At 73.5% G+C, this 15,055-nt stretch carries 14 protein-coding genes; 9 read left to right on the forward strand and 5 right to left on the reverse strand.

The features are described 5' to 3' along the window. Nucleotides 1–10 precede the first annotated feature (10 nt). Complete coding sequence (locus tag ABEA04_RS02560) at nt 11–1,096, forward strand: sulfotransferase family protein (protein WP_345454222.1); 1,086 nt, start codon at nt 11–13, stop codon at nt 1,094–1,096. Between the two features lie 10 nt (nt 1,097–1,106). Continuing rightward, nucleotides 1,107–2,066, forward strand: coding sequence for a hypothetical protein (locus ABEA04_RS02565; RefSeq protein ID WP_345454224.1), 960 nt, complete (start codon nt 1,107–1,109; stop codon nt 2,064–2,066). Here ABEA04_RS02565 and ABEA04_RS02570 read toward each other — a convergent pair. The 3 genes from ABEA04_RS02570 to ABEA04_RS02580 are packed head-to-tail and all read right to left on the reverse strand — an operon-like array spanning nt 2,051 to nt 4,225. After that, the gene (locus ABEA04_RS02570) at nt 2,051–2,638 is read right to left on the reverse strand and encodes a hypothetical protein (RefSeq protein ID WP_345454226.1); all 588 of its coding nucleotides are present in this window, start codon (nt 2,636–2,638) and stop codon (nt 2,051–2,053) included. The two genes, ABEA04_RS02565 and ABEA04_RS02570, sit on opposite strands and share 16 nt — an antisense overlap. 28 nt (nt 2,639–2,666) lie before the next feature. Beyond that, nucleotides 2,667–3,815 (reverse strand): aminotransferase class I/II-fold pyridoxal phosphate-dependent enzyme, encoded by a 1,149-nt coding sequence (locus tag ABEA04_RS02575; protein WP_345454228.1) that lies wholly within the window; start codon nt 3,813–3,815, stop codon nt 2,667–2,669. Continuing rightward, a complete protein-coding gene (locus tag ABEA04_RS02580) occupies nt 3,815–4,225 on the reverse strand; it encodes an HIT family protein (RefSeq protein ID WP_345454230.1) in 411 nt (136 codons plus the stop codon). The genes ABEA04_RS02575 and ABEA04_RS02580 overlap by 1 nt, the downstream gene beginning before the upstream one ends. Nucleotides 4,226–4,273: 48 nt before the next feature. Between ABEA04_RS02580 and ABEA04_RS02585 the strand changes: the two genes are divergently transcribed. The 4 genes from ABEA04_RS02585 (at nt 4,274) to ABEA04_RS02600 (ending at nt 7,947) form a co-directional block, all read left to right on the forward strand. After that, entirely contained in the window at nt 4,274–5,440 is a 1,167-nt protein-coding gene (locus ABEA04_RS02585; protein ID WP_345454231.1) for a CaiB/BaiF CoA transferase family protein, read from the forward strand. Nucleotides 5,441–5,493: 53 nt separating this feature from the next. Next, complete coding sequence (locus tag ABEA04_RS02590; RefSeq protein ID WP_345454233.1) at nt 5,494–6,948, forward strand: flavin-containing monooxygenase; 1,455 nt, start codon at nt 5,494–5,496, stop codon at nt 6,946–6,948. A gap of 53 nt (nt 6,949–7,001) precedes the next feature. Further along, nucleotides 7,002–7,184, forward strand: a complete 183-nt coding sequence (locus tag ABEA04_RS02595; protein ID WP_345454235.1) for a CsbD family protein — start codon at nt 7,002–7,004, stop codon at nt 7,182–7,184. A gap of 70 nt (nt 7,185–7,254) precedes the next feature. Then, nucleotides 7,255–7,947: a CPBP family intramembrane glutamic endopeptidase gene (locus tag ABEA04_RS02600; protein WP_345454237.1), complete on the forward strand. Its 693-nt coding sequence runs from the start codon at nt 7,255–7,257 to the stop codon at nt 7,945–7,947. Between the two features lie 195 nt (nt 7,948–8,142). Here ABEA04_RS02600 and ABEA04_RS02605 read toward each other — a convergent pair whose 3' ends face one another. After that, entirely contained in the window at nt 8,143–9,042 is a 900-nt protein-coding gene (locus ABEA04_RS02605; RefSeq protein ID WP_345454238.1) for an NAD(P)H-binding protein, read from the reverse strand. 205 nt (nt 9,043–9,247) lie between these two features. Between ABEA04_RS02605 and ABEA04_RS02610 the strand changes: the two genes are divergently transcribed. Then, on the forward strand, nt 9,248–10,717 hold the full coding sequence (locus ABEA04_RS02610; protein ID WP_345455614.1) for a DEAD/DEAH box helicase: 1,470 nt from the start codon (nt 9,248–9,250) through the stop codon (nt 10,715–10,717). On the opposite strand, the gene ABEA04_RS02615 is transcribed toward ABEA04_RS02610, so the two are convergent. After that, on the reverse strand, nt 10,701–11,402 hold the full coding sequence (locus ABEA04_RS02615; RefSeq protein WP_345454240.1) for a MerR family transcriptional regulator: 702 nt from the start codon (nt 11,400–11,402) through the stop codon (nt 10,701–10,703). The genes ABEA04_RS02610 and ABEA04_RS02615 overlap by 17 nt on opposite strands. Before the next feature lie 77 nt (nt 11,403–11,479). Here ABEA04_RS02615 and ABEA04_RS02620 point away from each other — a divergent pair, with 77 nt between their 5' ends. Together ABEA04_RS02620 and ABEA04_RS02625 are read left to right on the forward strand one after the other, a co-directional pair. Further along, nucleotides 11,480–12,691, forward strand: coding sequence for an acetyl-CoA C-acetyltransferase (locus tag ABEA04_RS02620; RefSeq protein ID WP_345454242.1), 1,212 nt, complete (start codon nt 11,480–11,482; stop codon nt 12,689–12,691). Nucleotides 12,692–12,845: 154 nt separating this feature from the next. Next, nucleotides 12,846–15,029: a 3-hydroxyacyl-CoA dehydrogenase NAD-binding domain-containing protein gene (locus tag ABEA04_RS02625; RefSeq protein WP_345454244.1), complete on the forward strand. Its 2,184-nt coding sequence runs from the start codon at nt 12,846–12,848 to the stop codon at nt 15,027–15,029. The last annotated feature ends 26 nt before the right edge of the window (nt 15,030–15,055 follow it).

Consider the following 15,055-nt stretch of genomic DNA (forward strand, 5'->3'; position numbering starts at 1 on the left):
CGTGAGCGCCGTGAGCGAGCAGCCGGTGGTGCAGCCGGCCGGTCCGGGATCGCCCCTCGAGCCCGTCCGGCGGCGCGTGGTCTTCGTCGTCGGTGCCGGACGCAGCGGCACCAGCACGATGTCGGGGGCGCTGCGGGCGCTGGGCATGCACGTGCCCCAGCCCGAGGTCGACGCCGACGAGTCGAACCCGAAGGGGTTCGGCGAGCCGCAGTGGGTCGTCGACTTCCACGACGAGCTGCTGCAGCGCTGCAACGTGCACGTCTCCGACGGCCGCCCCTCGGCCTGGTACGAGTGCGGCAAGCTCGCCGCCTTCGAGCCGCTGCGCGGGCGCCTGCACACCTGGCTCGAGCAGCAGTTCGTGGACGGCGGCCCCGAGCTGGTCATCAAGGACCCGCGGCTCGCGTGGTTCGTCGGCCTGTGGCGCTCGGCCGCCCTGCGCTGCGACGCCACCCCCGCCTACGTCACCCTGCTGCGCCCGCCCGCCGAGGTCGTCGGCAGCCGCCAGCGCACCTACGACGCGAAGGTCGGGGAGGTGCAGCGCACCGCCGCCTGGATCAACATGATGCTGCACACCGAGCGGGCCACCCGCGGCTCCGCGCGCCGGTTCGTGCGCTACGACGACATGCTGGCCGACTGGACGGTGCCGGTCTTCGGCCTCGGGCAGGCCTTCGACCTCGCCGCGGTGCTCACCGCGCAGGCCAACGACATCCGCGCCGTCCACGCCTTCATCGACCCGGGCCTGCGCCACCGCTCGCCGTCGTGGGACGAGCTCGAGGTGCCGCCAGGGCTGCGCGACCTCGCCCAGGCCACGTGGGAGTCGCTCGACCGGCTCGCCGAGCCCGACGGCGACGTCCCCGCCGTCCACGACCGGCTCGACGAGCTGCGCACCGCCTACTCGGTGCTCTACACCGAGGCCGAGGCCATCTCGACCTCCACCGCCCTCGCCGCGCACCGCGACGGTCTCGCGCAGCTGCCGGGGCCGGTCAACGCCGTGGTGCGGCGCAACGCCGACCGCATCCCGCACACGGTGCGGGCCGCCGTCCCGCCGCGGCTGCGGCGCGGGCTGCGCAGGCTCGCCGGCCGCCGGCGCGGCTGAGGACGCCGCGATGCCGACCCGTGGTGCCGACATCCCCTGCGCGGAGCGCGACCCCGCCTACGACGTCCGCTGGCCGTGGAACCACCCCGACGAGCTGGGTGCGCTGCGCGCCGGCCTGACCTGCGTGTTCCGGGTGAAGAACGAGGCCCGCAACCTGCCGTGGGTACTGCCGCCGATGTTCGAGGCGGTCGAGCACGTGGTGCTGGTCGACAACCAGTCCGACGACGGCACCGCCGAGGTCGCCGCCCGGGTGGCCGCCGAGGTCGGCGCGAGCGAGCGCTACACCGGCACCGCCTACCCGTTCCGGGTCAGCCGCGCCGGCGCCGAGCACCTGGCGACGCGGCCCGACTCGGTGCACTCGCTCACGCACTTCTACAACTGGTCGTTCTCGCACGTGCGCACCCGCTACTCCATGAAGTGGGACGGCGACATGGTGCTGACCCCCGAGGGCGTCGGCGTGCTGCGCGACCTGGCCTGGCAGCTCGACCACTCCGGCGCCGTCGTGGCCGTCCCGCGGCACCCGCTGTCGATCGAGAGCGAGTCGGTGGCCTGGCTCGACCTCGGCTTCCGCTTCCTCGAGCCGTGGATCTACCCGATGGGCGCCGACTTCACCTTCGTCAAGGCCTTCGAGTGGGAGGTGCGCGAGTTCCCGGCCACCTCCGAGCGCATCGTGGCGCCCGAGGGGCTGTGCGTCGAGCTGAAGTGGCTCGACGCCGACGAGTTCGCCCACTGGAGCTCGACCGAGGACTTCGCCAACTCCCGCGTGCCGCGCAAGCGCCGCGAGTGGGAGGTCAACCGGGCGCTGCTCGAGGGCCGCGGCGACGACGTCCCGGGCCTGCACCGCATCGAGGCGCCCCCGGGCGTGCACGTGGTCGACCACGTCGTGCGCACCTGGCTGCCGCAGGCCCCGCGACCGCTCGTGCGGCGCCGCCCGGCCCGCCCGGCCACGGCGGCTCAGCCGCCGGGCTGACCCCCGACGAGCCGCTCGACCGCACCCGGGGACGCCGCCCCGCCGGCGAGCGCCGCGGCCTCCTCGCGCACGGCGGCGTCGAGCCCGTCGCGGTCGAGCCCGTCGCGGTGGAGCGTCGTGCCGTCGGGGTCGCGGTCGAGGGCGGCGTACCAGCGCTCGGCGAGCGCGAACGGCGCCAGCCGCGGGTCGTCGGCGGTGCCCCAGCGGTGCTGCCACAGGGTGAGGAACTCCGCGGTGTGGACGCCGGTCACCACGCTGCACGCCAGCAGCCGCAGCGCGTGGTCGAACGGCGACTCCCCGGCCCGGGCCGGCGACCCCGTCTCGACCAGGACGTCGTCGATCGTGCCGTCGAGGTCGGCCACGTCGGCGTCGTGCGGCGCGGCGGCGAGGTCGAGGACGCCGGCGTCGACGCTGCCGTCGACGACGAGGTCGCACGCCGCGGCGACGGCGTGCTCGCCCGAGCCGCCCTCGACCCGCCACAGCGCGACCAGCACGGCGAGCCTCGCGCCGCCGCCGCCGCCGCCGCCGCCGACGTCGTGCGGGTCGGTGGGCTCGAGGGGGTGGCCGGCCATCACGCCGGATTCAACCAGGTCGGGTCGATCAGGTCAGGGCGCTCGCGAGCCGTCGCACGATCTCGGTGAGCCGGTCGGGCGAGGTGGCGATGTTGAGGCGCACGTGGCCGGTCAGCCCGGGCTGGTAGTCGTGGCCCGCGGCCACCTGCACGCGGCTGCGCTCCAGCGCCACCGCGGCCGGGTCGTCGTGGCCGTAGGCACGCAGGTCGAGCCAGGCCAGGTAGGTCGCCTCGAGCGGGCGCGTGCGCGCCTCGGGCAGGTGCTCGGCCAGCAGCGAGCCCAGCAGGGTGCGCTGCTCGGCCAGCCGCACCCGCAGCGCCGCGAGCCAGGCGTCGCCGTGCACGTACGCCGCCTCCGACGCCGCCACGCCGAGCACCGACCACGACTCGTTGCGGGCCAGCGGCACCGAGACCAGCCGCTCGTGCAGCGCCGGCGACGTGGTCACCAGCTGGGCGCACTTGAGGCCGGCGATGTTGAAGGCCTTCGACGCCGCCACCACCGCCACCGCGTGGTCGGCGGTGCCCTCGACCGCCAGGTAGGGCACGTGCTCGGCGCCCTCGAGCACCAGCGGCGCGTGGATCTCGTCGGAGACCACAAGCGCGCCGTGCCGCAGGACGACGTCGCGCACGCCCTCCAGCTCGGCGCGGGTGAAGGCGCGGCCCCAGGGGTTGTGCGGCTGGGTGAGCAGCAGCGCCCGGGCGCCGCGCGCGAGGTGGTGGTCGAGCAGGTCGAGGTCGAGCTCGGCGCGCTCGGCGTCCGGGTCGACGACGAGGTCGAGCCGCTCGCGGCCGGTGACCTCGGCCATGGCCAGCTGCGGCGCGTAGCCCGGCACCGGGAAGACCAGCGGCCCCGGCGGCACGAGCGCGTCGAGCGCGAGCCGCACGCCGGCGGTGACGTCGACCGTCGGGACGACGCGCTCGGGGTCGACGTCGTGGCCGAACTGCCGCCGCGCGAACCCGGCGTACGCCTCGCCGAGCGGGCCGCCGGCCCCGACGCGCGGGTAGCCGAGCATGCCCGCGGCCACGGCGTCCTGGACGGCGGCGACCACCGGCTCGGCGACCGCGTAGTCCATCTCGGCCACCCAGGCCGGCAGCACGTCGTCCGGCACCTCGCCCCACTTGCACACCAGCGCCCGGCGCGCCTCGGCGTCGGTGAGGTCGCGGATCACCCCGGCCATCAGCGCAGCCGCTCGGCCGTCGCGGCGATGACGGCGGCGTCACCCGGCGTCGGCACCCACGGCAGCGTCAGGTCGTCGCGCGCCGGGTCACCGGCGTAGCGCGGCACCACGTGCAGGTGCAGGTGGAAGACCGTCTGCCACGCCACCTCGCCGCAGCAGCTCAGCAGGTTGACGCCGTCGGCGCCGAGCCGCTCGACCACCCGGGCGGCCAGCCGCTGCGCCGTGCGGGCGCACGCGGCGAGGTCGTCGGGCTCGGCGTCGAGCAGGTCGCGCGCGTGCGCCCGCGGGACGACGAGCAGGTGTCCCTCGGTGGCGGGGTTGATGTCCATGAAGCTCACCGTGCGCTCGTCCTCGTCGACGCGCTGCGACGGCACGGTCCCGGCCACGATCCCGCAGAACAGACAGTCCACGGGACGAGCCTAGGGAAGCGTCGATCGGCGCTTCCCTACGCTCGCGCCATGAGCACTGGCGAGGCGATCGAGCTCGGCACCGGCACCGGCCCGCTGCGTGGGGTGCGGGTCGTCGAGATCGCGGGCATCGGCCCCGGCCCGCACGCCTGCATGACGCTGGCCGACCTCGGCGCCGACGTCATCCGCATCGAGCGGCCGGGCGGGCAGCTGCTGGCCGGCGGGCCGACGATGACGCTCAACCGCGGGCGCCCGAGCGTGGCGCTCGACCTCAAGCACCCCGAGGCCGCGCGCGTCGTCCTCGACCTGGTCGCCGACGCCGACGTGCTCGTCGAGGGCATGCGGCCGGGCGTGATGGAGCGGCTCGGGCTGGGGCCCGACGACTGCGCCGCGGTCAACCCGCGCCTGGTCTACGGCCGGATGACGGGCTGGGGCCAGACCGGCCCGCTCGCCACCGCCGCCGGCCACGACCTCGGCTACATCGCCATCACCGGCGCCCTGTTCGGGCTCGGTCAGGACGCCGCCCGGCCCCACTTCCCGACCAACCTGCTCGGCGACTTCGGCGGCGGGTCGACCTACCTGGTCATCGGGGTGCTGGCCGCGCTGCTCGAGGCGCGCGTCTCGGGGCACGGGCAGGTGGTCGACGCCGCGATCGTCGACGGCACCGCCCACCTCAACGCCATGACCGCCGCCTTCGCCGCGGGCGGCGGCTACCGCGAGGAGCGGGCCGCCAACCTGCTCGACGGCGGCGTCCCGTTCTACGACCTCTACGAGACCAGCGACGGGCGCCATATGGCCGTCGGCGCCCTCGAGCCGCAGTTCTTCGACACGCTCGTGACGCTGCTCGGGGTGAGGGAGACCTGCCCCGGCCAGGCCGAGGTCGAGCGCTACGACGAGATGCGGCGCGTGCTCACCGAGACCTTCCTCGCGCGCACCCAGGCCGAGTGGGTCGAGGTGTTCGAGGGCACCGACGCGTGCGTGGCCGGCGTCCTCCCGCTGAGCGAGGCGGCCGAGCACCCGCACCTCGTGGCGCGCGGCACCTACGTGCACGACCACGGCTCGCCGCAGCCCGCGCCCGCGCCGCGGTTCTCGCGCACGCAGCCGAGCCTCGGGACGCCGCCGCCGAGCACCGGCCAGCACACCCGGGCCGCGCTGGAGGCCTGGGGCGTCGCGGACGTCGACGGCCTGCTCGAGCGGGGGGTCGCCGTCCAGGCGTGAGGTCGGTCACGACCTTGTTGAACGAGTGTCAATAAGGCGTCTATCGTAGGGGCATGGCCGCGCCCGAGCAGACCCCCGAGCACCTCGACGTCATCGTGATCGGTGCCGGCCTGTCCGGCATCGGCGCCGCCTGCCAGCTCGGCGAGGCCCACCCCGACCGCTCGGTCGCGATCCTCGAGGCGCGCGAGGCGAGCGGCGGCACGTGGGACCTGTTCCGCTACCCGGGCGTGCGCTCGGACTCCGACATGTTCACCTTCGGCTACAGGTGGCGCCCGTGGCCGAGCGACACCGCGCTGGCCGACGGCGAGCTGATCCTCGACTACCTGCGCACCGTGGCCGAGGAGCGCGGCGTCGACAAGCTCATCCGCTACCGCTACCGCGTCACGGGCGCCGCGTGGGACTCCGCCGCCGCCCGGTGGACGGTCACCGCCGACCACGACGGCGCCGAGATCACCCGCACCTGCGACCTGCTGTGGGGCTGCACCGGCTACTACGACTACGACCAGGGGCACCGCCCGGACTTCCCCGGCGAGGAGTCGTTCGAGGGCGAGATCGTGCACCCGCAGCACTGGCCCCACGACCTCGACCACGCCGGCAAGCGCGTCGTCGTCATCGGCTCCGGCGCCACCGCGGTCACCCTCGTGCCGTCGATGGCGCAGACCGCCGAGCACGTCACGATGCTGCAGCGGACGCCGACCTACATCGTCCCGCAGCCCGCCCGCGACCCGCTCGCCGTCGCCCTGCGCCGGCTGCCCGAGGCGGTGCGCTACCCCGCCGTCCGCTGGGCCAACGTGCTCAAGCTCATCGGCAACTACCAGCTCGCGCAGCGGTTCCCGGGGGCGGCCAAGTCGCTCATCCGGCGCTTCACCGAGCGGCAGCTGCCCGAGGGCGTGGCCTACGACGAGCACTTCCAGCCGCCCTACGACCCGTGGGACCAGCGGCTGTGCGTCGTCCCGAACGGCGACCTGTTCAAGGCGCTGCGCTCGGGCCGTGCGTCGGTGGTCACCGACACGATCGAGAGTTTCACCCCCACCGGCGTCCGCACCGGTTCGGGCGAGGAGCTCGAGGCCGACATCATCGTCACCGCCACCGGGCTGAGGCTGAAGCTGTTCGGCGGCATCGCGGTCACCGTCGACGGCGTGCCGCTCGACCCGCCCGCGACCATGACCTACCGCGGGTTGATGGTCAGCGGCGTGCCGAACTTCGTCTTCACCATCGGCTACACCAACGCGTCGTGGACGCTGAAGTCCGACCTGGTCGGCGACTACGTCGTCCGGCTGCTGCGCCACATGGACCGCCACGGCCACCGCACCGTCGTCGCCGAGCGCGACCCCGAGGTGGGGGAGCGGCCCTTCATGGACCTCGCGTCGGGCTACATCCTGCGCGCGCTCGACGACCTGCCCAAGCAGGGCGACCGGGCGCCGTGGCGGCTCAAGCAGAACTACCTGGTCGACCAGGTCGACATCCGGCGCGCGACGCTGGACGACGGCGTCCTCGCCTTCTCCTGATTCGACCTGTCGGGGTGATGGGATCCCGGGGCCGCCTGGGGTCACATGGAGCCATGAGCACTGATGACAAGGCAGAGCACAAGGGCCAGGAGATGCGCGGCAAGGTCAAGGAGGGCGCCGGCAAGCTCACGGGCGACGACAAGCTCGAGCAGCAGGGCAAGAACGACCAGGCCGAGTCCAAGCTGAAGCAGGGCGTCGACAAGGTCAAGGACGCCGTCAAGGACGTCACCAAGTAGCGAGGGCACCCTCCCCCGAACGGGTCCACCCCTCGCCACTACCGTGAAGTGCGAGGGGTGAGCTGTTCTCGTGGTCAGGAACTTCATCGATCGGTCGCTGCGCGAGGTGGTCCCGCGCGACCACCGTCAGACGACGGACGCGCTGCGACGACGCCAGTGGGTGACGGTCGCCTTCACGCTGCTCGGCGCGGTCGTGCTCGGCGTGCTGCTGCGCCTGGAGGAGGGCAGTTGGCAGTTCGTGGCGATGTCGCTGGTGCTCGCCGCCGTCTGGACCGTCGGGGCGTTCGCCTCCGGCCCGATCCACCTCGGCCGCATCGCCCGCGGTGACATCGAGGCGCGGCCGATCATCCAGCCGTTCGTGCTCGGTGCGGCGCTCGTCGGCCTGTTCGTCGCCGGCGCGCTGGTCGTGCGCGAGATCCCCTGGCTGGCCGACCAGGTGCGCGGCGTCCTCGGCTTCGCCACCGAGGGCACGCTGTGGATGCTCGTGGTCGTCACGGCCGTCAACGGCATCGCGGAGGAGCTCTTCTTCCGCGGCGCGGCCTACGCCGCCATCACCCGCCACCCGGTCGCGTGGACGACGGTGCTCTACACGATCGCCACCGCCGCCACCGGCAACATCATGCTCAGCTTCGCGGCCGTGCTGCTCGGCTTCATCGTCGGCCTGCAGCGGCGCGCGTCGGGCGGCATCCTCGCCCCGATCATCACCCACTGCACGTGGTCGCTCTCGATGCTCTTCCTGCTCCCCGCCATCTTCGGCGTCTGACCCTGCCGGTGGTCGAGCAGCGAGGCACCGGCCCTCCGATGCCAGGGCTCGCACACGGACCCTGAGCTCGTCGAAGGGGCCCTCCGCGGGAACGGCCGTGAGGTCAGCCCCGACGATGGTCGAGGTGCGAGGAGCCCTGGCGACGAGCCTCGAGACCACCCGACCCGCCCGGCGACTCCGCGTGGGTGGGTCCGACTACGAGGCGACGGCCTCGGCGTCGCGAAGCGCCTTGCGCACCGACTCGCGGTAGGTCATCGGCTGGTGGGGGACGACGGCGCGGACGGCGTCACCGTCGGTGACCACGACCTCGGTCGACATCGAGTCGATGAGGTTCTTGGCGGTGGTGGTGTCGACGTCGGTGACGAAGGCGATCCAGTGCGAGGACAGCGACGGCGTCAGCACCGGCACCGTGAGGATGGGCGGGACGCGCCGTCCCATCTCCGCGGCGGCCTGCCGCATCATGTCGAGGTAGGTGAGCACGTCGGGCCCGCCGATGTCGAAGACCCGGTCCTTGGCCTCGTCGTTGCCGATGACGCCGGCGAGGTAGACCACGACGTCGTCGAGGGCGATGGGCTGGGTGCGGGTGGCGACCCACTTCGGCACCACCATCGCGGGCAGGTTCTTGACCAGCTGCCGGGTGATCTCCCACGAGATGCCGCCGGCGCCGACCACGATGGCGGCGCGCAGCACGGTCACCGGCACGCCCGCCTCGCCGAGGCACTCCTCGACCTCGCGGCGCGAGCGCAGGTGCGGCGAGAGCTGGTCGTCGTCGGCTCCGAGCCCGCCGAGGTAGACGATCTGCTGCACCCCGCAGCCGGCGGCGGCGCGACCGAACGCGCGGGCCGCCTCGGCGTCCTTGCGCTCGAAGTCGTCGTCGCCGAGCGAGTGCACGAGGTAGACCGCCACCGTGACGCCGTGCAGCGCCTCGGACAGCGAGTCGGGGTCGTCGACGTCGCCGTAGACCGGGTCGCCGGGGCCCTCGTAGTCGGCCGGACGACGGGTCATCGCGCGGACGGTGTCGCCGCGCTCGGCCAGGGTCGTGACGAGCCGCCGGCCGACGAAGCCGGTGGCGCCGGTGACGAGGACAGTGACCACCACCTCACTGTAGGCAGCCGTGGCGATGCCCAGGTTCACCCTGTCAGCCCCTACAGTTGAGTCATCAGCCCGGCCGGTCTTGCCCCGGGCGTCCTCGAATCTCGAGGGTCTCCAGCCGCTCCGGCTGTGATCGCCCGCCGTGCGCGGGTCCTACTTCGGCGAGACACCCGATCCGAAGCGAAGTCCCATGACCTCCGTGTCCACCATGTCCTCCTTCTCCGACCTCCGCGTGCCCGCCGACCTCGTCGAGGTCCTGGCCGCCCGCGGCATCACCACCCCCACGCCCATCCAGGCCGCGACGCTGCCCGACTCCCTGGCCGGCCGTGACGTGCTCGGCCGGGGCCGTACCGGCTCCGGCAAGACCTACGCCTTCCTGCTGCCGCTGGTGGCCCGCCTCTCCGCGAGCGGACGCCGTCCGGCCCCGACCCGGCCGCGCGCCCTGATCCTCGCCCCGACCCGCGAGCTGGTCGGCCAGATCAACGAGGCGCTGCGCCCGCTCGCCACCGCCGCCGGCCTGACGTCCCTCACCGTCTTCGGCGGCGTGGGCCAGAACCCGCAGGTCAACGGCCTGCGCCGCGGCGTCGACGTGCTCGTCGCCTGCCCGGGCCGGCTCGAGGACCTCATCGGCCAGGGCCACTGCTCGCTGGCCGACATCGAGGTCACCGTGCTCGACGAGGCCGACCACATGGCCGACCTCGGCTTCCTGCCCGGCGTGCGCCGCCTGCTCGAGCGCACCCCGCGCGACGGCCAGCGACTGCTGTTCTCGGCCACTCTCGACAACGCGATCGACGTGCTGGTCAAGCGGTTCCTGTCCAAGCCCGTCGTGCACGAGGCCGACTCGGTGCAGGCGCCGGTGAGCCTGATGGACCACCACGTGCTGCACCTGGCCCGCGAGCACCGCGTCGCCGTCGTCGCCGACCTAGCCTCCGCGCCCGGCCGCACCGTCGTCTTCACCCGCACCAAGCACGGTGCGAAGGCGTTGACCCGTCAGCTGAACAAGATGGGCGTGCCGTCGGTCGACCTGCACGGCAACCTCAGCCAGAACGCCCGCACGCGCAACCTCGAGGCGTTCCAGAGCGGCAAGGCCACGGCCCTGGTCGCCACCGACATCGCCGCCCGCGGCATCCACGTGGACGACGTCGCGCTCGTCGTCCACGCCGACCCGCCCACCGAGCACAAGGCCTACCTGCACCGCTCGGGCCGCACGGCCCGGGCCGGCAACGCCGGCACCGTCGTCACGCTGATGACCGACGACCAGGCGCGCGACGTGCGCTCGATGACGCGGGCCGCCGGCATCAAGCCGACGCTCACCCGCCTCTCCGGCGCCACCCACCCGGTGCTGGCCGAGCTCGCCCCCGGCGAGCGCGTGCACGTGCCGGGCGGCCTCGTCGTCGAGGGCCCGGCCGAGCCGACCCGCGGCGGCGGTCGCTCGCGTCCCCGTCGCTCCGGCGGCGGCAAGTCCGGCGGCCAGTCCGGCCAGTCAGGCCAGTCCGGCCAGGCCCGCCAGGGCGGCGGACGGTCCCGTCAGGGCGGTCAGGCCCAGGGCCAGGGCGGGCAGTCGAGCCGCCCGGCCGGCGCCGGGTCGTCGCGTCGTCGCGGCGGTCGCGGTCGTGGTGCCGGCGCCCCGTCGGCGTCCGGCTCGCACAGCGCCGCGACGTTCAGCTCCGGTCGCTGACCGCCCGGGCCGCCCGGTTGATGGCGGCCTCGTAGGCGGTGACCAGACCGCCGACCGAGAGGGGCTTGAGCCGCTCCATCACCTCGCCGAACCGCTCGGACTCGTCGGGTCCGTAGCGGGGGGCGAGCCGGTCGGTGATCAGCTCGCGCAGCTCGTCGGCCATCTGCCGGCCGTGCTCGAGGTAGACCGCGCGGGCCGCCTCGGCGACCTCGCGCGGGAAGCCCAGGTCGAGCAGCCGCACCCCCAGCCCGAGCTGCGTGCGCGCCACCAGGAACCGCGCCCCCCGCCGGCGGACGACGCCCAGCGCGACCAGCGTGGCGACGTCCTCCTCCGAGAGCGAGCGGCCCGCGCGCTGCTCGAGCTCGGCGCGGCTGGTGTCGACCGGTAGGTCGGACTGCCACGGCGCGAGCATGGTGCGCGCGAGCGCGACGTCCTCGGGCTCGGCGTCGTCGGGCAGCGCGCCGACGTAGCGCTCGATGGCGGCGAGGGTGAAGCCGTGCTCCTGCAGCTCCTGCACGAGCTCGAAGCGGGCGACGTGGGTGCGGGTGTAGTAGCCCGAGCGGCCGCGCCGCAGCGGCGGCGGCACCAGGTTGCGCGCGGTGTAGAAGCGCACCGTGCGCACCGACAGGCCGGTGCGGGCGCACAGCTGCTCGAGGTCGAGCAGGTCGTCACTGTCGTCGGGCACGTCACACCTCCTTGACCATCGTGACACCATCGGTGTCACAATCCCACACGATCCTGATGGCACTCCGAAGGACGGTCATGGCAGAAGCGTTCATCTACGACCACCTCCGCACCCCGCGCGGCCGCGGCAAGGCCACCGGCTCCCTGCACGAGGTGAAGCCGGTCGACCTGGTGGTCGGGCTGCTCGACGAGGTGCGCAAGCGCAACCCCGGCCTCGACCCCGGCCGGGTCGACGACGTCGTCCTCGGCGTGGTGACCCCGGTCGGCGAGCAGGGCGGCGACATCGCCAAGACCGCCGCGCTCGCCGCGGGCTACCCCGAGACCGTCGCGGGCGTGCAGCTCAACCGCTTCTGCGCCTCGGGCCTCGAGGCGGTCAACCAGGCGGCCGGGCGCGTGCGCGGCGGCATGGAGGACCTCATCCTCGCCGGCGGCGTCGAGTCGATGAGCAACGTGCCGATGGGCTCCGACGGCGGCGCCTGGGCGCAGGACCCCCGCACCGCCCTCACCACCGGCTTCGTCCCGCAGGGCATCGGCGCCGACCTCATCGCCACGCTCGAGGGCTACCAGCGCGCGGACGTCGACGCCTACGCCGCCGAGTCGCACCACCGGGCCGCGAAGGCGTGGGCCAACGGCTACTTCGCCGACTCCGTCGTCCCGGTCGTCGACCTCAACGGCCTCGTCGTGCTCGACCACGACGAGACGATCCGCCCCGACACCAGCCCCGAGGGCTTGGCCGGCCTGAAGCCGAGCTTCGCCCAGATCGGCGCCGACGCCGGGTTCGACGACGTCGCGCTCGAGAAGTACCACTGGGTCGAGCGCATCGACCACGTGCACCACGCCGGCAACTCCTCCGGCATCGTCGACGGCGCCGCGCTCACCCTGATCGGCAACGAGCAGGTCGGCAGCGACCTCGGCCTGACGCCGAAGGCGCGCATCGTCTCGATGGCCGTCAGCGGCGCCGACCCGACGATCATGCTCACCGGCCCCGCGCCGGCCGCCCGCAAGGCGCTGGCCAAGGCCGGCCTCGAGGTCGGCGACATCGACCTGTTCGAGATCAACGAGGCCTTCGCGGCCGTGGCGATGCGGTTCATGAAGGACCTCGACATCAGCCACGAGATCACCAACGTCAACGGCGGCGCCATCGCCATGGGCCACCCGCTGGGCGCCACCGGCGCGATGATCCTCGGCACGCTCGTCGACGAGCTCGCCCGCCGCGACCTCCGCCGCGGCCTCGCCACGCTCTGCGTCGGTGGCGGCATGGGCATCGCGACGGTGGTGGAGCTGGTCTGAGGCGAGGAACGAGCCTCCTACCAGCTCACCCACCGTCATTGGTGGTCGAGCAGCGCGCGCGGCTGAGCTTGCGAAGCCGCGACCGCGCGTGTCGAGCCCTCGCAACGACCACGCGAACGCACCGCCGACGTAGGCACACAGAACGGAACCCCGCATGACCGAGACCCAGACCGCCGTCCGCTACGAGAGGGACGCCGACGGCGTCGTCGTCCTGACGCTCGACGACCCGACGCAGTCGGCGAACACCATGAACCGGCTCTACATCGAGTCGATGGAGGCCGCCGTCGACCGCCTCGAGAACGAGGTCGACGACGTCACCGGCGTGGTGGTCGCCAGCGCCAAGAAGACCTTCTTCGCCGGCGGCGACCTGCGCGACATGACCCAGGCCGGCCCCGACGACGCCGCCGACGTCTTCGCCCTCGCCGAGCGCGTCAAGGCCTCGCTGCGACGCCTTGAGCGGCTGCCGAGGCCGGTGGTCGCGGCCATCAACGGCGCCGCGCTCGGCGGCGGCTACGAGATCGCGCTGGTCGCCAACCACCGCATCGTCGTCGACGACCCCAAGGCCGTCGTCGGCCTGCCCGAGGTGAGCCTCGGCCTGCTGCCCGGCGGCGGCGGCGTGACCCGCGTCGTCCGCAAGTTCGGCCTGCAGGACGGCCTGATGAGCGTGCTGCTCGAGGGCAAGCAGTTCAAGCCCGCGCAGGCGCTGAAGCAGGGGCTGGTCGACGAGGTCGTCGCCACCCGCGACGAGCTGCTGCCGGCCGCGAGGGCCTGGCTCGCGGCCAACCCCGACGCCCACCAGAACCCGTGGGACGCGCCCGGCTACAAGATGCCCGGCGGCTCGCCGAAGTCGCCGGCGCTGGCGCAGTTCCTGCCCGCGTTCCCGGCACTGCTGCGCAAGCAGACCAAGGGCGCGGTCTACCCGGCCGCGCGCGCCATCCTCTCGGCCGCCGTCGAGGGCGCGAGCCGCGACTTCGACACCGCCAGCCGCATCGAGAGCCGCTACCTGACCAACCTCGTGGTCAACCAGGGCTCGAAGAACATGATCCAGGCGTTCTTCTTCGACCTGCAGGCCATCAACTCCGGCAAGCTGCGCCCGCAGGGCGTCGAGCCGTGGAAGGCGACCAAGGTCGGCGTCCTCGGCGCCGGGATGATGGGCGCCGGCATCGCCTACGTGTGCGCCCGCGCCGGCATGGACGTCGTCCTGAAGGACGTCGAGCAGGCCAGCGCCGAGCGCGGCAAGGGCTACAGCGAGAAGCTGCTCGACAAGGCGATCTCGCGGGGCCGCTCCACCGAGGAGCAGAAGGCCGAGCTGCTGGGCCGCATCACGGCCACCGCCGACTACGCCGACCTCGCCGGCTGCGACCTGGTCATCGAGGCCGTCTTCGAGGACCCCGCGCTGAAGCACCGGGTCTTCGCCGAGGCGGCCCAGCACGTGGACGCCGACGCGCTGCTGTGCTCCAACACGAGCACCCTGCCGATCACCGAGCTCGCCGCGGGCGTCGACCGCCCCGCCGACTTCATCGGCCTGCACTTCTTCAGCCCCGTCGACAAGATGCCGCTGGTCGAGATCATCAAGGGCGAGCAGACCTCCGACGTCGCGCTGGCCAAGGCCTACGACGTCGTCCAGCAGATCAGGAAGACGCCGATCGTGGTCAACGACAGCCGCGGCTTCTACACCTCGCGCGTCATCGGCTTCATGGTCAACGAGGGCATGGCGATGCTCGCCGAGGGCGTGCACCCCTACTCGATCGAGCGCGCCACCAGCCAGGCCGGCTACCCGGCCCCGGTGCTGCAGCTCAGCGACGAGCTCAACCTCGAGCTCATGGCCAAGATCGCCGAGGCCACCCGGGACGCCGCCGGGTCCGGCTACGTCGAGCACCCCGGCTCGGCCGTGGTCGACCGGATGCTCGAGGCCGGCCGCGCCGGGCGGCTGCGCGGCGCCGGCTTCTACGACTACGACGAGTCGGGCAAGCGCGGCTCGATCTGGTCGGGCCTCACCGAGCTGTTCCCGCCCGCCGAGGAGCAGATCCCGCTGGCTGACATCAAGGATCGGATGCTGTTCGCCGAGGCCCTCGAGACCGCCAAGTGCTTCGAGGAGGGCGTGATCACCTCGGCCGCCGCGGCCAACATCGGCTCGGTCATGGGCATCGGCTTCCCGCCGATGACCGGCGGCGCGGCCCAGTTCATGACCGGCTACGAGCACCCCGTCACCGGCGAGATCGGCCTGCAGGCCTTCTGCCTGCGCGCCGACGAGCTCGCCAAGCTGTACGGCGACCGCTTCGCCCCCACCCCGCGCCTGCGCGAGATGGCCGAGAACGGCGAGTCGTTCCCCGCCTGAGCGATCCCGCACGCTGACCCGTCAGA

This window comes from Nocardioides marinquilinus, from assembly GCF_039543705.1.
In the GTDB taxonomy this organism is placed as follows: Bacteria; Actinomycetota; Actinomycetes; order Propionibacteriales; family Nocardioidaceae; genus Nocardioides; species Nocardioides marinquilinus.